The sequence below is a fragment of the Paenibacillus sp. FSL K6-2524 genome, from assembly GCF_038005525.1.
GTDB classification, from domain to species: Bacteria; Bacillota; Bacilli; order Paenibacillales; family Paenibacillaceae; genus Fontibacillus; species Fontibacillus anaericanus.
In genome coordinates this window covers 890,962-915,000 of the sequence record NZ_JBBOSP010000001.1, presented here as the reverse complement: position 1 = coordinate 915,000, position 24,039 = coordinate 890,962, and the positions used below count along the sequence as shown (strand labels likewise).

Here is a 24,039-nt window from a genome sequence, read left to right as displayed (position 1 = left end):
TTATAATATAGCATCTTTTCTAGGCCTGTGCAAGCATAATCAGATCTTTTTTCATTGCCAAATATATACTGCCATCTTCCTTGTTGGTAAGTTAATAGGACTTCAAACCATGATTCTTGAATATGCAATCCTACTTTTTTATCAGCTCTAATGAAGGAAAAATTATCCCTATTACTACTTCTCCTTTAGATACCTCTCGCTAATTTCAGCAAATAAAGGTTTCTATTTCTTGTGCTCGTATGTCAACTACGATAAATTATATGAATCAAGATAGCAGAGTTCAAACAGTAGATTAGATAATACCCCGTAATCATTCCACTATCTTAGCTTGAACAATTAATCGATGCGTTGGATTCACAAGAGGATCGCAAGTAATTAAAGTGAGAATCTTGTCCTTTTTATTGCGATTTAACACAGATACATCTGTTGGTTTTACTCGGGATATTTTATATACAATATAATTAAATGATGTTTTCCCCATCTCAATTACAATTTCATCTCCAACCTCTACTTCATTTAAACGATTAAACAACCTCCTTCTTATGTGCTCTATGAGCGGAAATCGCCGCATTACCTATTTCACCAAGTTTCGTTGTCTCAACCATGTGCGTGGTTGCACGACTCATATTCTCTTTAGTAGCCCCCTCAAGCACGGGTAACTTCAGGTCTATTTTGGGTATCTTAATAATTGCGATAGGTGCGGATTCTTTTTTAGCGGCCGTCTTCACCTCACCTTGACTATCTATGTTCTCACTATTAACTTCTTCTGTCTCTACTTCTGCTTCTGGCTGCTGATCTAAAATTCTAGATACTCTTTCATAACTAATTTGAGTTTGCTCATTAATAGAATCATCCATATCATTAGTTTGGTTGATTTCGTAACTCAGTTCCGCGGTCTCCAACAGTTTTTGTCCCTGTGCTTCCAGGTACCACTCATTAGCCTTAGGAAATACCATTATAGAAACACCAATAAGAATGATTAAATATGATACTAACTTTTTCATAAAAAAATATCCCCCAACTAGATAAAAGAAGTAAAGAGGTGCCCCTCTTCACTTCTTTTTCACTAAATTAATTATGTTTGCGAGTTTTCTTGAGGATAAAACCAATTGCAATCGTAATAAGCCCTATCAAATAGAATGGAAGTGTACTGGACTCCCCTGTCTTAGGTAAGGTGCTCACACCCGGAGTTTCATCCGAGCTTACCACAACAGGCCCTTTTGGTTGCGGATCTTCATCCTTCACTATCACATCTGGTGTTGGTGTTGGTGTTGGTGTTGGTGTTGGTGTTGGTGTTGGTGTTGGTGTTGGTGTTGGTGTTGGTGTTGGTGTTGGTGTTGGTGTTGGTGTTGGTGTTGGTGTTGGTGTTGGTGTTGGTGTTGGTGTTGGTGTTGGTGTTGGTGTTGGGTTTGGTGTTGGATTCGGCGTTGGGTTCGGTGTTGGGTTTGGTGTTGGATTCGGCGTTGGATTCGGTGTTGGATTCGGTGTTGGATTTGGTGTTGGATTCGGTGTTGGGTTCGGACTTGGGTTCGGACTTGGGTTCGGTGACGGATCTGGACTTGGTGATGGATCCGGTGTTGGACTTGGTGACGGATCCGGCGTTGGACTTGGTGATGGATCCGGTGTTGGGCTTGGTGTTGGCTCCGGTGTTGGGCTTGGTGATGGATCCGGCGTTGGACTTGGTGTTGGATCCGGTGTTGGGCTTGGTGTTGGCTCCGGTGTTGGGCTTGGTGATGGCTCCGGCGTTGGGCTTGGTGTTGGCTCCGGTGTTGGACTTGGTGTTGGGCTTGGTGTTGGGCTTGGTGTTGGGCTTGGTGTTGGGCTTGGTGTTGGTGTCGGTGGGCAATCCGATGGTGTTGGTGTTGGTGTTGGTGTTGGTGTTGGTGTTGGTGTTGGTGTTGGTGTTGGTGTTGGTGTTGGTGTTGGTGTTGGTGTTGGTGTTGGTGTTGGTGGGCAATCCGACGGTGTTGGTGTTGGCGTCGGTGTTGGCGTCGGTGTCGGTGTCGGTGATGGTGATGGTTTCGTCGAAGGCCCATGTGATGGTTTTGTCGAGGGACCGTGTGATGGTTTCGTCGATGGACCATGCGACGGTTTCACTGATGGTGATGGCTTCACCGATGGTGATGGTTTCGGCCAACCTCCACCTCCAGTAGTTGTTAGAACTTCAGCCTCAACTGATTGATTCTCAGTTATAATTTCCGCCTCTGCTGCTTTGACTGAAACCGTGCTAATTCGGAATGTTGTACCCAGCATTAACACTCCGATCAACATAAATATTAATGCATTCCTTCGTTTATTCATCATAATAAATCCCTCCTAAAACTATAGTTATCTGACTATTCCGAAAAAAAGAACTTTGATAACCTAATTTAGGAATTAATATTATTTGATAAATAAAACTAAAGAGAGTTTCTAGAATTCATTCTCATGTTCCGCTAACTCAAAAAGACCACCACAATAAAACTCATGGCAGTCGAATGATTATTATACACACAGGGTGATTAGTGAACTCCAGATTTTGCTTCCTAAGTTATTACAATAAAATCTTTACTACATTTCCTTCACATGCTCATGCTTCTCGGATTTAAATACCCATCTTCTAGAAGCAAAAAAGTTAATACACACTGTAAAACAGGTAATAATCACTTTTGCCCAAATAGGGTGAAGACCCACTTGTTGAATGAGAAGATGCAGGATAGGTAGCGAGCATCCTAGCACTACCAAATTAATGACTATAAATTTCGTGAACTGCGCTAGGTCAAACCCACTTCGCCGCTGGCCTTCATCATGTTTAAAAGTTAGATGCTTATTCATAAAATAGCTATTTACAGTGCCTGCAACATACGAAATACTTTGAGCTCCCAGGGCAAAAAATCCGAGCGATAACAATAAAGTAAATATCAAAAAATCAATTCCGGTATTTACCAGTCCAACTAAGTTGAATCTTACAAATTGTTCAAACGGCTTTCTAAGCGATTTAACAGACATAAGTTTCTACTTTCCCCTTCAGTATGCCATCCGTAAAAAGGGACAACACCTTCTAATTCACCGCATTCTATAATCTAAAATACCCATGTTGAGAACCAGCGCAAAATGTGATCAACATAGCCTTGTTTAACAACCATTCCAGATAGCACAGGGTAGAACATGATAAATAGGAGTGCCGCTAAGGTAACATACACATACCGAATGTATTTTATTGGCCCAATTTTAGACTCAAGTAATTTCATCATGTATACAATACTTAAAATCATAAAAGGTACCATCGCAAAGTAATGATACAAAAATGTAGATCTCGGAACTAGCACCCAAGGTACATATTGCGAAAGAAATCCGATCCAAATAACATAAACGTGAGTATCCTTGCGCTTTATTGAGAACCAAATCGTCAGGATCATGGCGAAAATCCCAGTCCACCAGATCAGAGGGTTCCCCATCGTTACTATACTTGAGACTAGTCCTTGATCTACTTGATCACCAGCGCTATAGAACCATACAGGTCTTTTCATAAACGGCCATTCCCACCACGAAGAAGCGAAGGGATGTGTTGCTAAAAGCTGACTGTGATAATCAAACATATGCGTCTGGGCATCCACTAGACCTTTAAATATAAATCCATCTTGAGAAGCCCTTAATGAAGGAACAAACGACAAGCTATAAATTATTAACGGGATTATGATAAAGAACCCGATGCATGATGCCAATGTAATTATAGTGTTACGTCTAAACGAACGCGCTGCATAAGCATACACTCGCTCAGTCTCCTGATCTAGATCGCCTTGTGCTAGCGCATTTCGCGCAGCTACAGACTGACGGTAACGCTCATACAATGACATGCCTAACATTATTGCGAGCCCAACACCACCGTATAACACGATCCATTTCGATGCAACTCCGATTCCAAAGAATAAACCGGATAAGAACAAAGGAACAAGCGTTTTCCTGAGCGGGAGTAAGTAAAAGTTTTGGGATACATATCGATGCATGAAATAAAACATGAGCATAATGAAAAAGACGCCATACACATCAATTGTGGCAATTCTAGTTAACGTAAAATGCATGAAATCCAGAGCAAATAACAATGAAGCAGTGATCGCATACTCTCTTTTACCAAATATCCGTAATGATAAGGCATAAATAATCGGCAACATTCCTGCACCAAAAAGAGTACCAACAATTCTCCATCCAAAAGGATTTACTCCGAACAACTTAATTCCTAAAGCGATTAGAAGTTTACCAAGAGGAGGGTGTGTATTCTCATAGGGCTCCAACCCATTTAAGTGTTCGTAAGCGGTACGAGCATGATAAATTTCATCAAAATAAGTACTGTTTAAATAACTCCGTTTGTAAGAAACTGCTGCGGGTTCATCAAATAAGTTAGCCGGTGTCCCCTGAATAGACTCTACAGTGTTATCATCGTTTATCTCTTTAATCTCGACAGGTACTGATTTGCCCTTTTCAAAAAATGCCACCTCATGCACCATAAATCCAGGTGATTCCACTGTCAGTTTAGCATAACGTGCACTCACATCCACAGGAATGATGTCCCATTCGAATACTTTCCCCGATGGGTCTATCTCTTGTTCCTGAGACCATTGACCCTGAGAATCACCAAACTCAATCTTGTATTTACCCGACCCGACTCCACCAAAAATATTAACTTGGTCCAGTGTTTTCGTAGCGCCAAAATCAACATAAACGCTATCTCCAGCCGCACGTGGTTCCCATACCGTCTGAGGATCCTTTAATGACCCCAAATTATATAGGGCAAGAACCGTATACAAAATGGTTATTGCTCCTATCCAGATCCAATCTTTTCGGCGCAAGAACTTAGGACCACGATTCCTCCCAAGTTTAGTGCCGGCATTAACTACCAGCTTTGTTAAAAGCTTCTTCTGTTTCCCCTGCTGTTCATACTCTGTCACAGGTTGTAACGGTTTCCTTCCCCCACAATAGTAGATGTCATGTCCCACATAGAGCATGTAAGCCAATAAGCCCAAGTTCGCGATAGAGCATAACATAACGATACCGTCTGTAGGTGGGCTCTGAGTACTAGCCACATAAGCCAGGAATACATAAGCAACATTAACAAAATGAGTCAAACTAAGTCCAAAGTATATGAAGAGAAGTCGTCTATCTTTACTCTGAATAAAACTGAACAAACTAAGAATTAGTGCTGGAAACATATAACGCTCGTGCATTTTGGGGCCAAGTACGAACACGACTGAAATGAGTACTAGTCCGATAAAATAAGACGCTAGCCCCTTCTTTCCCTCTTTACTCATAAAGTAATATACAGCTAATGCGGTTGCTACCACGATAAAAATAGATCCCCAAGTCTGATAAGAAAGAAATAACCATTTCTGTTCAATGGGTAGCCAATTGCCACCACTTAGAGCAAATAAATTAAAAGCATTAATTGTAGCATAGGGGTACGAAGATAATGTCGTCTTGTAGAGATTCAGTATTCCTGCTAACCCCCCATTTCTCCAAAAGAAAGGAAGGGCGAGTAATCCAAACGCTGCAAGACCATAGCCTGCACTATACAAAACCCGTTTCCATTCACGCCGATATAAAAATGTTAGTAGAAGTATGGGTGTGAAAATCAGTGTTTGCGGTTTAATTAAAACAGAAATAGCAAACCATACAGCTGATCGTTCCATTCGTCCTTCCGTGTTGTTAATAATAGCTAGTAGTAAGAACAAAACGAAGAATCCATCCATCTGGCCCCAAGCGGCCGAATTAATCAGAGTACTCGGATTAAACACATACAGTAGCATCAATCCCAGAGCAATGCCCTTTCCGAATCTCTTCAGCCCCGCTTGATAGATAATAACTCCTACAGCTAAGTCAGCAAGTATAGCTGGTAGCTTAAAGAGAAGTCTTGTAGTTGCAGAAGTCGCTTCAAGATCAAAGACTGATTTAATAGCACCAAGCACATACAAGACAATCATATAACCAGGAGGATAATCAGCGAAAACACCATCCTGATAAAAGTTACCTAATCCTTGCTCGGTTAAACGATCAGACCAACTCATAAATGTATATAAATCTCCGGTATAACCCGGTATCGCCAATGCAAGCCAGATCCGAACGATCAGGGCAAACAATAGCGCTAGCAATAACCACTTCTTGTAATCTGGTTTCAATATTTCATTCCACTGTCTCCTGAGCACCTTGTTGTATAAGAGAGCAAACAACAAACTGAATAAAACGGAGATCCCTAGCACAGGAATCATTGAGATAGGCTTATTAATTAACTGTTCTTCTTCCGCTTGCTGTGGATTCTCAGGTATGATCATCGAAATCACAGCCACATCTTGCCCTGGCTTGTCTACTTCCTCCATCGTTATGTCATCGAACAGTGCTTTGCCGGTTACAAGTGTCCCATATGTACCAATTCCCGCGCCAATAGTCACTTCTTGCTGTTCCGGACCGGTTTGTCCGTAGAATGAAATTTCCTCCCAAACACCACTAGGGGTTATTAATTGGGGGTACTCTCCCATAACACCTAATACAAATAGATTGGCTCCCACTGTCGCAGTACTCTCCATCTGAACAACCTTAACCCAACCCGATATTTTATAATAAGTATTCTCTTTTACAGACATACTCTGAACCCATTTAGCATGATTAGGCTGCAGATTCTCGATGCTCGATGCTGTGTTACCCGAATGAACGTCGTCGTTCTCCAAAGACAGTAAACTGGCATTTTCATCACTTACCCATACATCCTGACTCCAAAATTCTGGCACTCCCGATTGGTTTTGTTCAAACCCACTATTTTGCATTAAGTTCGGCGCGGCCATAACACGGATTGGAATCAAAATAACTAGACATAGGATTACTACAATAGAAGCAACGTATTTTTTTGACTTTAACATGTATCCTCTTCACCCCAGACAATGATAAGTATCGGTCAAGTATTATGCTGATAGTTACTAAGATATGATGGATACGAAGTAAAGAGTATTCATTTACTATATTTATATGGAACAAAATAACTATAAATAGGAACATTACCATTAATCTAATGTAAGAAATGATATCGGTCAATCCTATATATACAAAAAAAACCTGCAAATCCGTATGACGGACCTACAGGCTTTCCTAGTAGACATTGATGTAATAAATTTATGATTTTACTGTTAGTCTCGAAATATTAACCTTCGCTACCAAAGAATACATAACGGAGAATAACCAGTACGAACAAGACCCACATTAACCAATGAATATCATATTTCTTTTTGCCAAAAATGTTAGCAACAAATGCTAGTACAACATAGAACACGATACCGAAGGAAATGCCGTTTGCGATGTTATAAGTGAAAGGCATCATAGCGATCGTCAAGAACGCTGGAATAGCTACAACCATGTCTTGGAAATCGATCTCTTTAACGGACTGCATCATCAACACGCCGACAATAATCAGTGCAGCAGCAGTAGCAGATCCTGGAATCAGAGCAGCTACTGGAGCTAGGAACAATGCTAACAAGAAACACGCACCGGTTGTTACAGCTGTGAGACCTGTACGTCCACCTTCAGCTACACCAGCAGCACTTTCTACATATGCTGTAGTAGTGGAAGTTCCCAACATAGCACCACCTGTAACAGCAATTGCATCAACAAACATAGCTTTACCAACGCGTTTTTTACCCTCTACAGGGTCTTTCATAATTCCGGCACGGGTTGCAGTACCAACTAATGTACCGAATGTATCAAATAACTCTACGAATGTAAAAGTGGCAATAGCAGATATGATACCTGTATGAAGAATTCCATCCCAGTCAAACGACATAAAGTTGATTTGTGTGAAATCAGGTACCCATGGAGTTTGCGCATTGGAGAGCGAATTAAAATCAACAACGCCCATCAACATAGCAACAACAGTCGTGCCCAAGATTCCGAACAAAATCGCTCCACGAACGTTAAGCACCATTAGGATACCAATCAACAATAGGCCGACAATCCCGAGTTGAACGTTTGTATCCGTCAAGCTCCCCAAATGGATAACTGTTTCGTAAGAAAGAACATTTGTAAATGTATGAGCAGCAATATCATTGCCCGATTCAACACCAATAGTCATCAATCCACTGTTCTTAAGACCAATAATCGAAATGAACATCCCGATCCCTACGGTGATTGCATGTTTAAGTGAGTCAGGAATAGCATCGAGTAACATTTGTCTTACCCGTGTAATTGTAAGTAGGATAAAAATTAAACCGGAAATAAATACAGCGGTCAGACCCATTTCCCAAGTAAAGGGAGTATCTGATGTCGCCGACGACAGAATAACGGAAGCAAAATAAGCATTCAGTCCCATACCCGGTGCAAGCGCTACTGGAAAGTTGATGAAAAGCCCCATAGCGATAGTGAAGATACCAGCAGAAAGAGCAGTAGCCAAGAATACAGAATACCAACCCATATCAATCGCACCAAATGCAGTTAGCGTATTCGGATTGACTGTTAGGATGTAAGCCATGGCCATAAACGTTGTAAGACCTGCCATAATCTCCGTGCGTACCGTCGTACCATTCTGTTTTAGTTTAAAGAAGCGATCCATGATTAAAATACTCCCCCTTATAATGAGTCGGAAACGACAAAAAGCCCGGGTATACTGAAACTCCCCCGGCTCACGATGAATAAAAAGATGCGTGATAAAATACGATGCATCTGGACCGGCACTAATTTCCGTTGCCTAAGAGCCCAACACATGATGCTTGTTCACGCTTCTTCCTTTCGTAGCCAGATCATTTACGGTGATCTCGTAGAGACATCCGGGCCTATTCCCGGAATTATACGAAAAGCATTAAGTTGTAATTTGTCGAATATTCCCGATATAAGCCTTACTGTGAAGACTTATTACATGGTTTATTCTAGGTGGGATTAATAGACTTGTCAACAGAAAAGCGAATGTTATTTTATAAAAAAACTAATAATGTTCGTGATTTGTCATTTAATTAGAGTTTGCTCCTCCTGATCTCCCCTGAAAAGCCCCAATTAATATTAAAACCCCGCTATTATGTTAACGTCTCTATTATTTTAATATTTAAAGTATCTAGAAAATCATTCCCTTTGTAAGAGGCTGTCCCATAAGTTAATGCACTGCTTCTTTTTTATTATCATTAAATCTCCACAATGTTTTTTTAGCGCAGGCAAAAATTAAGCCAATATATAAATGGAGGCAGCTCCCTGTCTCATCTCTACTCGCAATAGCTTAAAATCTCATTCTACTTTTACTGAAGGGGATGCCCAAAAACCATCATGATGGTAACCGGGTATCTGTTACGCAATAAGCATCCAATTCTAGTAAATTAGACTCATGTAATTACCAGTAAATGGATTGACTGTATAGGTATATTATCTTATACTCGCAACAAATCACTAGACTTTTAACTTAATAACAGATGAATGGGAGATGTGTACTATTGATTAAGTCACCAGTTCCAAAGACTACTACATTTAAAAGTGTTCTATTCCTCTTATGTTTGTTTATGGTAGTCTCTTTTTTTAAAGTACCACAATCCGCTAAGGCGTCTACATCTACATCTATAGTAAATTCTAACCAAATCTATTCTTATTCAATCATGCAGAGAGACATTATGAAACTCGCAGCTGCCTATCCTGATCTAATATCTTATGAAACAATAGGACAGACGAAATATGACCGGGAGTTATGGGCTATCAAATTAGGCCGAGGTGAATCCGTGCTATTTCTTAATGGATCACATCACGCCAGAGAATGGATAACTACGCCTCTTTTAATGAAAATGATCGATACATATACTGCTGCCTATTATAACAACACAGAAATCTCGAAATATAACATACGCGAATTACTAGATCACGTAAGCATTTGGTTCGTTCCAATGGTTAATCCGGATGGTGTAACCCTATCACAGCAAGGAACTGCCGGTCTATCAGCAAGTCTGGCGAACACCTTAAAAAAATATAATGGTAATAGCACTAACTTTAATCGCTGGAAAGCCAATATGCAGGGAATCGATCTAAATCGCCAATACCCAGCCCAATGGAACACTATTAAAAATGCCCAAGCGTATCCTTGGTATCAAAATTATAAAGGTACTCAGGCGGCTCAAGCTCTAGAAGTACAAAGTATGATGGACTTTACATACAAGATCGACCCTGAACTTACGATTTCTTATCATAGCTCGGGAGAAATACTGTTCTGGCACTTCAACACGCTAAGTAAAAACCTATCTAGAGATAAAGCTATAGCTACGGAGCTAAGCAAGCTTACAGGATATTCTCTTGTAAATCCGGAGAAAAACCCTTCTGGTGGGGGCTATAAAGACTGGTTCATCCAGGAATTTGACCGCCCTGGCTTTACCATCGAGGTTGCAAAATACGCCGGAGAACGAAGCGTACCATTAAGTGCTTTTAATGGAATCTGGTCCGAAAATAAAGAGGTTCCGTTATTTACAGCGCAAAAATCCTATACTCTTTGGCTGGAAAAACAAAAGGTTCAATATCTCCAGCAATCTATGAGTCTATTAGCAGAAACCAAATTGTATAGCAAAATTGGAGCTGCAGACAGCATTTCCAATCTGAGCCCACAACAGGTTGAAGTTACAGCTCAGAAGGGCGACTGGTATCAGGTGGCTAGCGGCCAAGGAACTGGTTGGATTCAACCGTCACCAGGAAAGCTAGCCGTTGTTGAGAATATGAATGCAACCGCTGATCTTAAGGATGAAGCTTATACCTATAAATATCCGGATGTTTTTTCCCCTAAGTTATCCACTCTGAATCCACAAACCGTTCAGGTAATTGGGCGTTGGTCCGACTGGCTCCTTATCTCTACTGACAATGGCAACTGGTGGATTGACGGTCGTCACATAGAGCTAAATTCGACTTCTGAGGAAGCCGCTCCTGAAGTAGCGCCTGAAGCAGCAGCGGAAGCTGCCTGATCTAAGGTCCAAATAGTCGCTCATAAAAAAACAAAAGCTATCGCATGATTAGAATATCTATTCATGTGATAGCTTATTTATTTTCGATTCATATCTTGTCCCCTACAAGGATTAACAAGCGTAGAACATCGTCAATATTTAAAGTCTATTCCCACTCAATCGTTGCAGGTGGTTTCGAAGTAACGTCGTAGACGATACGGTTTACGTTTTCTACTTCGTTTACGATACGAACAGAAATTTTCTCAAGCACATCCCATGGGATACGTGCCCAGTCAGCTGTCATACCGTCGATGGAAGTTACTGCGCGGATACCTACTGTGTACGAATACGTACGAGCATCACCCATTACCTGCTTCAATTTACGGTCATTACATGTCTGTTATTGTGCTATCTTTATGTATCAATTGTAGCGGGTTAGAACAACGATTTCAAGCTGAAAAATGTAAAAAACCTCTGAATACAATTGGATTTTTCCCGATTGTATTCAGAGGTTTTTTATTTGAAGCATCAGTCTATTTTTCATATATGTATTGGAACAGTTGCATAATTGAGTGATTCTACTCTGTGCTTTTCAATACGTACACAATTAACAATAGTAGGATTAAATATCATTAAATTATACCCACTTGTACTTAACGTGCTTTCAAAAATAATACCTTCATATCCTGCCCCTTCAGTTTCATTAAGACTCTTGATGAAATCTACAATAAATTGAGTAGGCAAATAATCCAACTTACTATCGCCACTTCTAACTGGTTTAGAAATTGCCTTATTTATTTCGTCGAAGGTTTCTAAATTTATAGCATACCTAACAGGGTCTTGAAAGATAAACACATCCAAGTTTTTCAATAACTTAAAATCAATTACCTTGATACTTGATGTTAGTGGAAATCTACCCACATAAATAGAATCACTTTTACTTGGTCTTATTTCACTTACCGCGGTTGATGTGTCACTAGCTAAATATAAATGACTGATGCCTTCAGAATTTGCCCGCCCAGCAGTTGCTAGTTCTTTTGGTGGTGCCCCCATTTTTTCATGAGTTAATTCTTCACTATTTGAAATCCTAGCACGAAAGAAAGTTTCCGCTTCTAAAGTTATTGTAATACTCGATAAATAACCTTTTAACACTTCATAATTCACATGATTTGTATGAAATCTATTCTCATGTTTTATGTAATCAACAAATTCACTCCATGTTTTTCCCTTTAAAACTGAATTTCCGTTTAGGTATTTATCATTCATCCACTCCAAAATACCGACTTGATTATCTAGTAATGGAATTTTATCAGGAAATTTATTGTTTAATAGTTCAACTAAAAACCTATGTATTTTATGGCTATTAAATCCATTAAAAATATTCCACTTCTTCTCGAATTCATCTTTTATACTAACCAACTGATAGCGTGAGTATCCATATGGTAATAATTCTGATGCTGGTTTAAAGATACTTAAAATTCCATTAAATAATTCATCAATCCCAGAATCACTATGCAAATCATAGACATGTACTTGAGTACTTCCACAAAAGTTACAATTATCAATCCTATTCAAACTTTTAATGATACTTTTTAGCTCTTGAGAAGTAAAACATTTTTCACAGCAATTCATCTCAAACGCCCCTCCAAGATATTACCCACTAATTCCAAATGATGCATTATCGATAATTTTTTTAAAGTAGGTAAACCTGGGTAAGTACCTTCGTTATGATGTCTCTTAAATATCTGCATAGCTAAAGTATTCATGAAATCATTATCTGAATAATCCACGTACCATTCTATTAACTTATCCAGCGCTTCAGAAAATTTACCCGCGGGGTCGCTAGTATCCCTATTGGAATCTGAAACAAAATGCATTATTTCTAATGCGCTTTCTTCGTTTGGGTACGCAATATGAATTGCCACAGCATAAGGAGCAAATCCACCTTCATTAAATTCTGCTCCTACTACAGAATAATCAGAAAATCCAATATACCCTTCCTCTGCAAAGAACAGATGTTCTTCTGAAAAAAACTCATTTTCATTATCTAAATAATCCACATTCCTTAATAATTTGTTGAACTTGTCATCTAATCCAACTAGATTTTTCCCGTTTAATTGTCTCCTGAAAGCATTATCTAATGGAATCAAATTTAGTTTTGGAATTTCTTCCTCGAATATATCATTGTACAAATTAACTAATTTCTTTTCACTATGTACAACTACAATATCATTTAATTCAACTTCATAGGATTCAATTATGTCACGTATTTGTTCCACAGAATTTTTATTGAAGTGGTGTGCAATAGTAACATTATTCTCTTTTGTGAGCTCTATGAACTTATGTTTAATATCCTCAATCTCTAACTCTCCCATAAATGAACCCACTTTAGGGTTTGAAATAACTATGGCACTGTTTTGAGCATTTCTAATCTCACTTAAAGTAGAGATAAGCGTAGAATTTAGTTTAATTGGTTCAATAATTGGAGTTATATGTCGACTCAATCTATAATTAACCGCCAATTCTCTAATAGCAAGTAAATCATACTGTCTACCTCTTATTATTGGGTAGTACATTCATATCACCCCTTAGATTAAGTTTCTCGCAAATAAAGTGCAATGTTTGTTCATTATATTTTCCTGAATACACCAACCACCTTATTGATTCTGGTAAATACTTAATTATCTCAATTGTACCAGATTTTTCTCTTTTATTTAACTCTTTAAAAACTAATGTTTGCGCTTCTATAATGTTAATTTGTTTAAATAGTTCTAATAATGTTCTAAAAAAATGTACTGGTTTTACATCAGGAATAAAACCAAACTTATACAAGATGATTTTTTCATATTCGTTTTTTCGCAGCAATTTAAATAAGGCTTCATGGTTCAGTGCCATATCATCTCTTATAGGTGTTTTCCTCACACTTAATCTTTTGTTCTTAGTCAAAACAATTATTCCGACATTAGGATTCGTTTCCTTTAGTAATTTGTAGACTGGGTAGTAGTTTTTTTCTGAAGCCACAACGTTTACCATGCTAAAAACTTTATAGTAGTCATTCAACTGATATATCAACCTATCAAAATTGTCCAACTCAGTTTTTATTTCAAATACAATACCGTTTGAACGATTTAACACAATAAAATCAGCCTTTGAGTTATCAATAACAATTTCACTAAGTGCAGTGGAAGTTTTTAAACTATATTTTCCTATAATGTATTTATTAAACAGTATGCTTTTATAGAAAAACTCGTTACGATATTCCGAATTTAATAATTTATAATTTTTTTCCAACTCTTGTAAGAATAAATCGGATACGAATTCTTCCGAATAAATTTTGTCAATTAGGTATTTTTTTGTAAAAAATCTATTTAAATAATTGTGATTCACATTTGCCTTACTCTCTTTTTCCATCATGTACACCCTATTATTCAGAATATATTTTTCAACTATTTTCTCATTTTCTCTTTTAACTTTACATAGCCTCATTTCCATCTACAATATAGCATGATAAAAGCGTGAAAACTTGGATTGATAAGCAATCAATTACTTTGATTGTTTTTTGGTTTGGCTGACTATTGTTGTGTACTCTTTAACTATCTTATAAAAAGTGTTCTTTTTTAACCCCAATAACTCAATAAATTGTACAGCAGTTATCTCTTTTCCTTGCCACTTTGGATAATTCAATTCTAATAATGCCTTTTGTTCTTTACTTAATGAGTCGAAATTCATTTGTGGTCGCCCTAGATGTCTTCCATGAGCCTTTGCAACAGCAATTCCTTCTGACTGACGTTGCTTAATGTTCTCACGCTCTCGTTCGGCAACAAATGAAAGCACCTGCAACACCAAATCACTCACAAATGTTCCCAGCGTGTCTTTGTGCTGTGTAGTGTCCAACAAAGGCATATCAAGCACTTTAATATCCGTTTTAATATCCTGTGTGATATGTTCCCATTCCTTCTTGATTTCCTTACTATTGCGTCCAAAGCGGTCAATAGACTTTATGTATAGCAAATCTCCTTGACGTAAACATTGCTTCAAGGCTTGATATTGAGGGCGGTCGAAGTCCTTTCCACTTTCTTTATCAATGAATATATCTCGTTCATTTACTCCAAGCTGCTTCATCTCATGTAACTGTCTATCGGGATTTTGGTCTTTTGCAGAAACTCTTATGTAAGCAAATATTTTAGCTGTCATTAGTAGAGCATCCCTCTTTTATTATGTGATGTTCTCATTATATCATATTCGTTTATAAACATATAAATAATTTATAAACGTTTTTATAATCATTTATACACCTTTACAATCATGAGAAGTCGAGATAGTTTTACGTTTACAAAGGTATACGTTTATAAACGCCACTCAACCCTCCATACTCACACGAGGTTGCCAAATGCCCTAACTATTTAAGCAGCAATTACTTAATCAGTTAAGCAGAATATGAAATTTGGTTTGACACAAAGATGCAATACCATTTGTGAGCTTAGGGGGAGGGTTTACAGTCTTCTCTTCGTTCAACTATATAGAAAAGCCCCCCACACACCCAGAAGGAAAGCCATATTAATTATTTCACGATACGAAAAGCACTACATTAATATTCAATACTTATAGATTCTCCTACAGATTACTTATATTTCTACTCTTTTATTACAACTTCTACTTATGCTTTTGATTCCACGAGAAAGAATGCAAATAGACAACAAACTTTAAAAGATTATCAATTCAAAGCAACATCAGTCATTAACCCTAGACCAGACAGAAGCTGCTTCCCCCAATGAAGCGGCTTTTGTTTGGTTATAATATTTTGTTTATTTTTGCCAAAACAAGCAAAAAAGTAATGTTCTCGACTCTTTAAGGAGTGAGGGAGAAAAACGGTATATACCTATTTCCCAAGAGTGAGGACAAAAACCTTTGCCAGAGATGGCAAGGGTTATTTGTCGTTCTCTCCTCAACAATTCGACAAATAGGAGATGATTTATAATGACAATTAAAGAAGTAAATGAGAATCAATTTGAGAAGGTAAATAAAGAATGTCGTGACGTTTTAGGTTATGAAGGACTGTATATTGTGTCTAACTACGGAGAGGTAAGGAGTTTAGGTAACGATAAAGGACGTAAAGAGAAACCTATGAAGACTCATGTTTGCCGTAATGGTTATGAAAAACTTGACTTATGTAAGAAGGGTCAACCTACAAAAAAAGTTTATGTTCATCGCTTAGTGGCAATGGCATTTATTCTCAATCCACACAATAAGCCACAAGTCAATCACATCAACTGTGACAAGCTAGATAATAAACTAGAGAACTTAGAATGGGTTACACGAAGTGAAAATATCGCTCATGCTTACGCAACTGGACTAATAAAGAAGAATAACAAACCAGTAGTTGCTACTCACAGAGACACAGGCGAGAAATTAGAATTTAAGTCACAGACAGAAGCATCTAGGGAACTTGGTGTTTATATGAAGATTATCTCTAACGTGCTCAAGGGAAGAATCACACAGGCAGGTAAATGGAGATTCGAGCGTAGTTTGCAAGACAAGAAATCATCATAAGAACAAGTCACAAGCAATCATTGGTCTGTCCAATATTGACATTGATTATCTTCTCATAAACCCCAAATACGAAAATTGTGTTTGGGGTTATTACTTTAATTTATGAAGTCAAAGGAGCGAAATCAGATGAAAGATAAGTATTTTTTCTGTTACTCAACAAACTTACAAATGTTTTTGAAAAATAAAGGGTTCAGTTATATCTGTTGCGCTTATCATGCAAAAACTATGAGAAAGTTCTGGCAGTTCAAACACAATCAAGCGTTGCAAGATGTGTTAGACGAATATCGAGAACAAGGAATTGAGTTAAAGATGGCTTAACAAGGAGACTTGTTGAGTCTTTTTTATGTGTAATTACATGCTGATAATTCAAAAAGACAATTGATAATTCAAAGGGGTGTTTATTAATGCAAAAAAAAGTAATCAAGAAATTAAGTGACTTATATCTCGTCCAGAGAGGAAAATATCTATCGCAAAGTAAGAAGGGTAAATGGCGACACGTAGTCGCAGGACAGGTAAACCAGTACACCAAGAAAAAAGACATAAGGCTTTCAGATTGGCATTTAGAGAACCATTTGAATGGAAATTTTACCATTGGAACATTCGCAGGTGATTTCGGTAGTATCTTCATGTCATTTGACATAGACTTTCATGATAATCAAATGGCTAAATGGATTACTTATAAGATTGCATATACACTTAATTCGTTTGGAATTGACCATCACATTAACTATAGCGGTTCAAAGGGTTATCACATTGACATATTCTTTGAAGATAAGATTACAGTAGAACATGCAAGGAAATTCTTTGACTATGTAATTGAAAAGTCAGATGTTAAACAACATACACAGGGACAAGTTGAATTTCGGGTCAGTGAGAAACAAGGAATTAAGCTTCCACTTGGAATCCATCAAGTGACAAAAAGTTACTGTGGCTTCTGTCTTGTCGAAACGGGATTAAACGTCATGAACAAAAAACTGAGTGAAGAGTACCTGTTGACGATTAACCAGATACCAAGTCGACAAGTATTAGATGTCATCGAGATTGCCGAATCGGAATTAGAACATATTAATACTAAACAATTTATTGAATCACAAGATGCGATTAGCTCATTTGTACCACTGGCAAATCATGAACAGTCAGAAGATTATTCGATTTCGCGAGCGCAGAAACTTCTAACCGAAGGATTACAAATACAGGGAAGCAGGCACAATTCAACATTATTAATTTGTATGTATCTCAAATACTGTGGATGAGTTATATGTTTGGATGGACACGCAAAACCCTGAGTCGTATACAACAAAGTTAAGCGAATGTTACAAAGACATTGATTTCATTGTTCGAGATGTCTATGAGAAGAATTATAATCTCGGAATCAGTAACAAGGAATTGACAGTTACTCTAATCGAATTGAAATGGATTATTGATAAATGTCCTGAGAAAAATCAGAAACTAATCACATATGCACTGTTGAAACACTCTAAACGCCATGCGAATATGCAAGGCGTTTTTTATATGCCATTTTCAATGATTGAATCCGCCACTGGTGTAGCTGAGAAAACAGCAAGAAACCAAGTAAACAAGTTAATTGATTTAGGTGTCATTGAAGCTGTTGCACGTAACAGGAAACCAGTAGGCGGACAAGGGTTGCAACGTAATCTACCTAACCTATATCGCTTAAATATTGTTGCAACTGTCGAAGAATCTAATGTGTTGACGATTAATGAATCCCATGATTTTAAGTCGTGCATGTTGTACTTCTTTGACAGAAAGGAATTGAGAAATATGTTGCCGAGGAGACAATACGAGAGTTTGGTTGTCTGATTTGATATATTGCTTGCACGTTGGTGCTGTTAATGTAATTGACGTGTAAGCTGGCTCGGTAATTACACATTGGTTGATACTTGCTGTAGAGTTTATAGTGCTTGTAGTGCTTATAGCCCGTTGAGTTTCAGAGAGTAAAGAGATAAATAATCTATTGTAGGTAATATCGTACAATGTCGATAAGACGCTTTAAACTCAATTGAATCGGAGTTTTATTGAGATGTATTCGGGGAGTCTACGCTTTGACTCCCCTTTTCTTCTAGACGACCTTTAGCGTCACATTCTGTGCCAGATACTTATCTCCTCCTACAATTTCATTGACTGTATCATCATAGTCTGCATTATTACTTCCTCTTCGAACTCTCCACATATCCATATGTCTACACGCTGTTGAAAATAGATACAGTTTTGCAGACCAGCATCAGTACGAATTACTTTTCCTTTCATCGTTCGTTCCTCCTTATATTGAATGTAAAAAAAAGTACAGCTAAATCAAGGACTAATAATAGCCCATGAAATAGCGGTTCCTACGCTTCAAGTTTCGAAAGAATACCGTCAATTGAAAAATAAATTTGTGAATGAGGATTTCCTTAAACTACTTCTATTTCTCTGAGTATCATTTACAAAGAGAATCATTAATAATCTGATGGCCCATCCTCTATAGTATACACACTATCTAAAATTAACGGTTTCAAAGATGCAACATTTTCATTTACTAGCCCTTTTGGGTTTCTGGGAGGTACATTCCCATCTGTATTCCACATTAATTGCCCTTCATGATTCTTGTATAAAATAAATGCACTTTGTCCAGTATTTTCTCTCATTGCCCTTGCAACTTTCTTACCTGGAGCATGCTTCATTATGATTTCTAATACTTCATATACTTTATATGTTTCTCTATTGTTTAAACTTTTTAGTCCAAATGTAAAAAGTAATATCGATAAAGAAGAAATTGTAAGAGAATCCGCCCAAACAATATCATGTTTATGCATAAATATTAATGTTTCCCTATCAATAGTGAACCAAATAATGGCAGAAACTAACGAAATAACTAATCCAATTGCCCTGATATGTAAAACTATTTTTATACATCTTTCTGAAAATAAATCATTAATCGAAAGAATAAATGCAATTATTGCGTACGATAGTATTGCTCCTTTAGATGGTGATTCGAATAGTGCTTGAAGAATCATTGCCACAGAGCCAATTAATGTACAGAAAAACATTCCTCTTTTGTAAACAATCACTTCGTATACGCTCTGCACTTACTATCAACCTCTCCGTATTTATTCATCAAACATCCATCTCCTAAAACTATCACCATTCGTAAATGACTTCTTCTCTTAATAGAAAGAAATAGTTATAATGACCTATGTTTATCCTAACATATTCCAGTTGAATTTTCTGGTTATATGTAAATTTTCATACAGTACTTTATTTGGCATTAATTCACAGAATTACTTTCCATTTACATCTGTTGTTTCAATATACTATACTCCTTTTTACAACAAGATTTGCAACTTAGAAGAGGAGCTAGGTAATATTGATGACATCGAAAAATTCAACTGACCGTCAGGCGTTTTTTAACACTACCACAAATAGTAAAGAATACTTTAAACAATATTATTCTTTATATATAAAGAAATGCTCTATTGAGGAATATATACGTGAATTTCTACGTATAACATCAAATTTAGGAAAGTACCTTACGAGAAAGGGTTTTGATGAGATTAGCAAAATCCCAAGTATGGGTATTATCAAAGGATTGAGAACATCATGGAGGGAGCTATTGACTTATTACAACAAATTAGAATCTCTTTATGATTATGCTTCGCAAGAATATCTTACACATGCAATGAAAAATGGTAAATCTGATTCTACAAAATTTATCAAGGAACACCCCTATCTGAAACAATATGTTTTTTCTGATGTTATAGACATTGCAATTGTTAGAAAACGATGCGGTTTCATTAATGAGCACTACAAAGGAAATTACAACGACTCAATATTAAGAAATCATTTTTATAAAATCAAGAACAAAATAGGAAAAATACCATCTGTCACTGAATTTTTAGAACATGCTAGCATTCTTCCATCTATTTATTGTGATTACTACGGCATTTCGAATCAATATTGGGACGAAATACTTGGGATAATGATAAATGATAAAACCGAGCTAGATGAGTACTTTGAACAAAGAAATATGTCATATATAGAAAAATCCGTAACTTCCCTAATAAACTATAAGAATGAAAATCTCATTCCCATATCAGAACTAGAAATTGATTTTAAAAAAGTCTTTGATTTATTTCATAAGAACTATGGTACATATCCAACAAGGAGGTTGTTTAATAGGCATTCTAAATATAGTTATAGAACAATATGTGAAAGACTAAATCTGAAATGGAGTGAAGTCGCAAAATATTATGGATATAAGATAAAAGAGAAAAATGTGTCAGAAAAAGTGTTCTTAGAAATGATTAAAGGAATTGTGAATTGTGATTATGAAAGAAACAAGACATGGTCTTGGCTTATAGGAATCAAAGGAAAACACTTATATTGTGACGGCTATTTCGAGAAAATAAATCTCATTGTTGAGTTTGATGGAAAACAACACCGTACTCCTGTCCCCAATTTCGGCGGTACTGAGAGATTCTTGAAAGATAAACAAAATGATGAAATTAAAGAAAGACTAGCGATAGAAAAAAAATACATTTTTTTACGTGTTTCATCTAAAGAGAAATGGTATGACATTGAATATTTAAAAAATAGGTTGCGTAATGCTGGAATTAATATCAAATAAAGCAAATGTTCAATTTACATTATAAAGGAGAAGAAAGATGGGGAAAATAAAACTTGTACTACATCTTGCTAAAGATGGTTTAGGGACCTATGACAAAATGAATTAATTTAATATTTATTCACAAAAAAAGGACGATGTGTATTCGCCCTTTTTTCTTCTTGTACAACTATTCTTTTATCTCGCTCAGATGCCCCGCACTTGCACATTCAAGATATCTTAGTACAAATATCTATAACATTCATAAAACGTCTTATAATTGAGTCCTGAGCCTTCTGCGGACACATCAAATCTTAACCTTGTTTAATGGACTGTACACTTTCCCTATCTCCAAAATATCATGCTGTTCCAGACCTCTCAAATACTTTGATGTGATTTGTGTATCAAAATGTCCCATAAGTCTGCTTAAACTGTAAATATCAATTCCATTCTTCAATTGCTTTTGCGCAAAATAATGACGACAATCATGTGGTGAACACCTTACTTCCTTCCGTACACTAGCGTTCTTACAATGCTCCTTCAATATCTTATTAATGCGGGAGCGGGATAACCTTTCCGCGCTTTGGTCTAGGAAATAGTAATCCTCTACCTCGTCTTCTAACCTGTGTTTAAACCGTCTCTGCTTCGCTTCCTCGTACTTCCTCATATACTTTCTCATTATCTTACTAATGTAGATTAGCCGCTCCTTAGAACCCTTTCCATGAATCAGAATATTCGTCCTTGACACATCGCATTTTTTTATATTACACAGTTCTGAAACACGAATTCCCGTATCAAATAACATGATTAGTATTAATTTATCTCTTAGGTTGGAATATGTCTCTTCTCGCACGTCATTAATGATACGCCTTACTTCTTCATCATTGAATGTAATAATAACCCGCTTGTCTTCCTTCAAGTTTTTAATTCTCCGCATAGGATTATCTTTCTCATCTATATATTCCTCATCAATAAGATTCTGAAAGAACACCTTGATTGTGGCAAGTTGATTATTGATTGTAATGTTGGCTTCTTTACCTCTACTTTGACAATGCTGAATATACTTCTTAATATGCATTGAAGTGACTTCTTCCGCTTCCTCAACTTCTAGCTGCTCCTTAGTGAACTCCATCCAACGGTGCAATCGATACATGCAACCTGAGATATACTCCTTTTTTCTGCCTTGGATTTCTTGATTCATCTTAAAATCATCAATCAATTCATTAATTTTCGACATAAAAAACTCCCTTTTATTTGTTAAATAACACAAATAAAAGAGAGTAATTTTTGAAGACCAATAGTTGCAGGTGAATGAAATAAGATTTTCAATCGTTGTCTAAGAACCCTTATACAGCAAGGCTTCTCAGTCAATAATCAATTGAAAAACACCCAAATCACTCCCACTCAATCGTTGCAGGTGGTTTCGAAGTAACGTCGTAGACGATACGGTTTACGTTTTCTACTTCGTTTACGATACGAACAGAAATTTTCTCAAGCACATCCCATGGGATACGTGCCCAGTCAGCTGTCATACCGTCGATGGAAGTTACTGCGCGGATACCTACTGTGTAAGAATAGGTTCTAGCATCACCCATAACGCCGACACTCTTCATGTTCGGCAATGCGGTGAAATACTGCCATATCTCACGATCTAGTCCTGCCTTAGCGATTTCTTCACGCAAAATGAAGTCTGAATCACGAACAATTGTAAGTTTCTCCTCTGTCACTTCGCCAAGTACACGAATCGCAAGTCCTGGACCTGGGAACGGTTGTCTCCAGACGATCGCATGTGGCATACCAAGCTCTTCGCCGACTTTACGTACTTCGTCTTTAAAGAGTGTGTTCAACGGCTCGATTAGACTGAATTTCATATCTTCAGGCAATCCGCCAACATTATGATGCGATTTGATCGTTTGTGCTGTCGCTGTTCCGCTCTCTACGATATCCGTATACAACGTACCTTGCGCTAGGAAATCAAAATCACCGATCTTAGCTGATTCTTCGTCGAAACAGTAAATGAATTCATTACCAATAATTTTACGTTTCTGCTCGGGATCATCCACACCTGCCAGCTTGCTGAGGAAACGCTCGCGTGCATCAATCTTCACGACATGGATATCAAACTTCCCAACAAATGTCTCCATGACACTCTCTGCTTCGCCTTTGCGTAGCAAACCATGATCAATAAACATACATGTCAACTGATCGCCAATCGCGCGGTGAATAAGCATCGCCACTACGGAGGAATCGACACCACCACTTAGTGCGCAAAGTACTTTTTTGTCGCCAACCTTATTACGAATATCTTGAATCGCATCCTCGATAAACGTCTCCATACTCCAGTCGCCTTTACAGCCACATACTTCAAACAGGAAATTAGAGATAATCTCATTACCATGCACTGAGTGCCGCACTTCAGGGTGGAACTGTAAACCAAACATCCGCCGTTCTTCATTAGCAAAACCTGCGATAGGTGCATGCTCAGTCGAAGCATCAATGCGAAATCCTGTCGGAAGTTCCACAACATGATCTCCGTGACTCATCCAGACAGTTTGTTTAGCATCCAGGCCTTTTGTCAGCACAGAATGATCTGCAAAATCCACATCAGCCTTTCCGTACTCACGCTTCGCTGCACGTTCTACCTTGCCGCCCAAATCCTGAGCCATTAGCTGCATACCGTAGCAAATCCCAAAGATAGGTACTCCAAGATCATAGATAGCTGGATCGATCTTCGGAGCATCCTCCGCATAAACGCTTGATGGTCCTCCAGAGAATACAATTCCTTTCGGAGCCAATTCACGCAGACGATCTGCTGTTGTGTTATATGGCAATAATTCGCTGTAAACCCCTAAATCCCGAATTCTTCTTGCAATTAGTTGATTGTATTGTCCACCAAAATCTAGGACAACAATAATTTCACTTGGCTTTTTCATTACCGAGCCTCCCTTAATTCATGACACTAATTATACGAAACGACAAAAG

20 protein-coding genes, 1 pseudogene and 1 riboswitch are annotated in these 24,039 nt (G+C 37.6%); of the genes and pseudogenes, 7 read left to right on the top strand and 14 right to left on the bottom strand.

Translation table 11 applies throughout. The annotated features are described in order from the left end of the window. Nucleotides 1-310: 310 nt before the first annotated feature. The 3 genes from NST85_RS03950 to NST85_RS29255 form a co-directional block, all read right to left on the bottom strand. Nucleotides 311-532, bottom strand: a complete 222-nt coding sequence (locus tag NST85_RS03950) for a sortase (protein ID WP_341188595.1) — start codon at nt 530-532, stop codon at nt 311-313. Continuing rightward, nucleotides 525-1,004, bottom strand: coding sequence for a sortase domain-containing protein (locus NST85_RS03945; RefSeq protein WP_341188594.1), 480 nt, complete (start codon nt 1,002-1,004; stop codon nt 525-527). Before NST85_RS03945 ends, NST85_RS03950 begins: the two co-directional genes overlap by 8 nt. 67 nt (nt 1,005-1,071) lie before the next feature. After that, nucleotides 1,072-1,182, bottom strand: coding sequence for an LPXTG cell wall anchor domain-containing protein (locus tag NST85_RS29255; protein WP_170220259.1), 111 nt, complete (start codon nt 1,180-1,182; stop codon nt 1,072-1,074). Between NST85_RS29255 and NST85_RS03940 the strand changes: the two genes are divergently transcribed. After that, entirely contained in the window at nt 1,175-2,182 is a 1,008-nt protein-coding gene (locus NST85_RS03940; RefSeq protein WP_341188593.1) for a hypothetical protein, read from the top strand. The two genes, NST85_RS29255 and NST85_RS03940, sit on opposite strands and share 8 nt — an antisense overlap. Before the next feature lie 368 nt (nt 2,183-2,550). On the opposite strand, the gene NST85_RS03935 is transcribed toward NST85_RS03940, so the two are convergent. The 3 genes from NST85_RS03935 to NST85_RS03925 form a co-directional block, all read right to left on the bottom strand. Next, complete coding sequence (locus NST85_RS03935) at nt 2,551-2,988, bottom strand: GtrA family protein (RefSeq protein WP_127194007.1); 438 nt, start codon at nt 2,986-2,988, stop codon at nt 2,551-2,553. 74 nt (nt 2,989-3,062) lie between these two features. Then, on the bottom strand, nt 3,063-6,884 hold the full coding sequence (locus NST85_RS03930; RefSeq protein WP_127194006.1) for a phospholipid carrier-dependent glycosyltransferase: 3,822 nt from the start codon (nt 6,882-6,884) through the stop codon (nt 3,063-3,065). A 278-nt stretch (nt 6,885-7,162) separates the two neighbouring features. Next, nucleotides 7,163-8,563 carry an NCS2 family permease gene (locus NST85_RS03925; protein WP_127194005.1) on the bottom strand — a complete coding sequence of 467 codons (1,401 nt, stop codon included), beginning with the start codon at nt 8,561-8,563 and terminating at the stop codon, nt 7,163-7,165. 159 nt (nt 8,564-8,722) lie between these two features. After that, nucleotides 8,723-8,823, bottom strand: a riboswitch (purine riboswitch). A gap of 671 nt (nt 8,824-9,494) precedes the next feature. Here NST85_RS03925 and NST85_RS03920 point away from each other — a divergent pair. Continuing rightward, nucleotides 9,495-10,928, top strand: a complete 1,434-nt coding sequence (locus tag NST85_RS03920) for a M14 family metallocarboxypeptidase (RefSeq protein ID WP_341188592.1) — start codon at nt 9,495-9,497, stop codon at nt 10,926-10,928. A 145-nt stretch (nt 10,929-11,073) separates the two neighbouring features. On the opposite strand, the pseudogene NST85_RS03915 reads toward NST85_RS03920, so the two are convergent. The 5 genes and pseudogenes from NST85_RS03915 to NST85_RS03895 all read right to left on the bottom strand — a co-directional run. After that, nucleotides 11,074-11,277, bottom strand: a pseudogene (locus NST85_RS03915) (GMP synthase (glutamine-hydrolyzing)); the annotation flags it as partial. Between the two features lie 170 nt (nt 11,278-11,447). Further along, nucleotides 11,448-12,539 (bottom strand): RES domain-containing protein, encoded by a 1,092-nt coding sequence (locus NST85_RS03910; protein WP_341188591.1) that lies wholly within the window; start codon nt 12,537-12,539, stop codon nt 11,448-11,450. Then, nucleotides 12,536-13,483, bottom strand: coding sequence for a sce7725 family protein (locus NST85_RS03905; RefSeq protein ID WP_341188590.1), 948 nt, complete (start codon nt 13,481-13,483; stop codon nt 12,536-12,538). Before NST85_RS03905 ends, NST85_RS03910 begins: the two co-directional genes overlap by 4 nt. Continuing rightward, nucleotides 13,458-14,321 carry a sce7726 family protein gene (locus NST85_RS03900; protein ID WP_341188589.1) on the bottom strand — a complete coding sequence of 288 codons (864 nt, stop codon included), beginning with the start codon at nt 14,319-14,321 and terminating at the stop codon, nt 13,458-13,460. Before NST85_RS03900 ends, NST85_RS03905 begins: the two co-directional genes overlap by 26 nt. A gap of 129 nt (nt 14,322-14,450) precedes the next feature. Then, a complete protein-coding gene (locus NST85_RS03895; protein WP_341188588.1) occupies nt 14,451-15,101 on the bottom strand; it encodes a recombinase family protein in 651 nt (216 codons plus the stop codon). 783 nt (nt 15,102-15,884) lie between these two features. Between NST85_RS03895 and NST85_RS03890 the strand changes: the two genes are divergently transcribed. The 4 genes from NST85_RS03890 to NST85_RS03875 all read left to right on the top strand — a co-directional run bounded on the left by NST85_RS03890 (nt 15,885) and on the right by NST85_RS03875 (nt 18,278). Further along, a complete protein-coding gene (locus NST85_RS03890; RefSeq protein ID WP_341188587.1) occupies nt 15,885-16,457 on the top strand; it encodes an NUMOD4 motif-containing HNH endonuclease in 573 nt (190 codons plus the stop codon). Between the two features lie 126 nt (nt 16,458-16,583). Further along, a complete protein-coding gene (locus tag NST85_RS03885) occupies nt 16,584-16,775 on the top strand; it encodes a hypothetical protein (RefSeq protein WP_341188586.1) in 192 nt (63 codons plus the stop codon). 86 nt (nt 16,776-16,861) lie between these two features. After that, on the top strand, nt 16,862-17,710 hold the full coding sequence (locus NST85_RS03880; RefSeq protein WP_341188585.1) for a TOTE conflict system archaeo-eukaryotic primase domain-containing protein: 849 nt from the start codon (nt 16,862-16,864) through the stop codon (nt 17,708-17,710). A gap of 13 nt (nt 17,711-17,723) precedes the next feature. After that, nucleotides 17,724-18,278: a hypothetical protein gene (locus NST85_RS03875; protein WP_341188584.1), complete on the top strand. Its 555-nt coding sequence runs from the start codon at nt 17,724-17,726 to the stop codon at nt 18,276-18,278. Between the two features lie 635 nt (nt 18,279-18,913). Here the strand turns inward: NST85_RS03875 and NST85_RS03870 are convergent. Continuing rightward, nucleotides 18,914-19,525, bottom strand: a complete 612-nt coding sequence (locus NST85_RS03870) for a hypothetical protein (RefSeq protein ID WP_341188583.1) — start codon at nt 19,523-19,525, stop codon at nt 18,914-18,916. Between the two features lie 296 nt (nt 19,526-19,821). Between NST85_RS03870 and NST85_RS03865 the strand changes: the two genes are divergently transcribed. Continuing rightward, complete coding sequence (locus tag NST85_RS03865; RefSeq protein WP_341188582.1) at nt 19,822-21,081, top strand: hypothetical protein; 1,260 nt, start codon at nt 19,822-19,824, stop codon at nt 21,079-21,081. A 283-nt stretch (nt 21,082-21,364) separates the two neighbouring features. Here NST85_RS03865 and NST85_RS03860 read toward each other — a convergent pair whose 3' ends face one another. Together NST85_RS03860 and guaA are read right to left on the bottom strand one after the other, a co-directional pair. Next, a complete protein-coding gene (locus NST85_RS03860) occupies nt 21,365-22,294 on the bottom strand; it encodes a tyrosine-type recombinase/integrase (protein ID WP_341188581.1) in 930 nt (309 codons plus the stop codon). A 157-nt stretch (nt 22,295-22,451) separates the two neighbouring features. Continuing rightward, a complete protein-coding gene (gene guaA / locus NST85_RS03855) occupies nt 22,452-23,990 on the bottom strand; it encodes a glutamine-hydrolyzing GMP synthase (RefSeq protein WP_127193983.1) in 1,539 nt (512 codons plus the stop codon). Between the last annotated feature and the right edge of the window lie 49 nt (nt 23,991-24,039).

Excerpts from the sequence above, each read along its gene's own strand:
- NST85_RS03945 (WP_341188594.1), bottom strand. The coding sequence starts at position 1,004 with ATGAAAAAGTTAGTATCATATTTAATCATTCTTATTGGTGTTTCTATA.
- NST85_RS03935 (WP_127194007.1), bottom strand. The coding sequence starts at position 2,988 with ATGTCTGTTAAATCGCTTAGAAAGCCGTTTGAACAATTTGTAAGATTC.
- NST85_RS03930 (WP_127194006.1), bottom strand. The coding sequence starts at position 6,884 with ATGTTAAAGTCAAAAAAATACGTTGCTTCTATTGTAGTAATCCTATGT.
- NST85_RS03925 (WP_127194005.1), bottom strand. The coding sequence starts at position 8,563 with ATGGATCGCTTCTTTAAACTAAAACAGAATGGTACGACGGTACGCACG.
- NST85_RS03920 (WP_341188592.1), top strand. The coding sequence starts at position 9,495 with ATGGTAGTCTCTTTTTTTAAAGTACCACAATCCGCTAAGGCGTCTACA.
- NST85_RS03910 (WP_341188591.1), bottom strand. The coding sequence starts at position 12,539 with ATGAATTGCTGTGAAAAATGTTTTACTTCTCAAGAGCTAAAAAGTATC.
- NST85_RS03905 (WP_341188590.1), bottom strand. The coding sequence starts at position 13,483 with ATGTACTACCCAATAATAAGAGGTAGACAGTATGATTTACTTGCTATT.
- NST85_RS03900 (WP_341188589.1), bottom strand. The coding sequence starts at position 14,321 with ATGATGGAAAAAGAGAGTAAGGCAAATGTGAATCACAATTATTTAAAT.
- NST85_RS03895 (WP_341188588.1), bottom strand. The coding sequence starts at position 15,101 with ATGACAGCTAAAATATTTGCTTACATAAGAGTTTCTGCAAAAGACCAA.
- NST85_RS03890 (WP_341188587.1), top strand. The coding sequence starts at position 15,885 with ATGACAATTAAAGAAGTAAATGAGAATCAATTTGAGAAGGTAAATAAA.
- NST85_RS03885 (WP_341188586.1), top strand. The coding sequence starts at position 16,584 with ATGAAAGATAAGTATTTTTTCTGTTACTCAACAAACTTACAAATGTTT.
- NST85_RS03880 (WP_341188585.1), top strand. The coding sequence starts at position 16,862 with ATGCAAAAAAAAGTAATCAAGAAATTAAGTGACTTATATCTCGTCCAG.
- NST85_RS03875 (WP_341188584.1), top strand. The coding sequence starts at position 17,724 with ATGGACACGCAAAACCCTGAGTCGTATACAACAAAGTTAAGCGAATGT.
- NST85_RS03860 (WP_341188581.1), bottom strand. The coding sequence starts at position 22,294 with ATGTCGAAAATTAATGAATTGATTGATGATTTTAAGATGAATCAAGAA.
- guaA (WP_127193983.1), bottom strand. The coding sequence starts at position 23,990 with ATGAAAAAGCCAAGTGAAATTATTGTTGTCCTAGATTTTGGTGGACAA.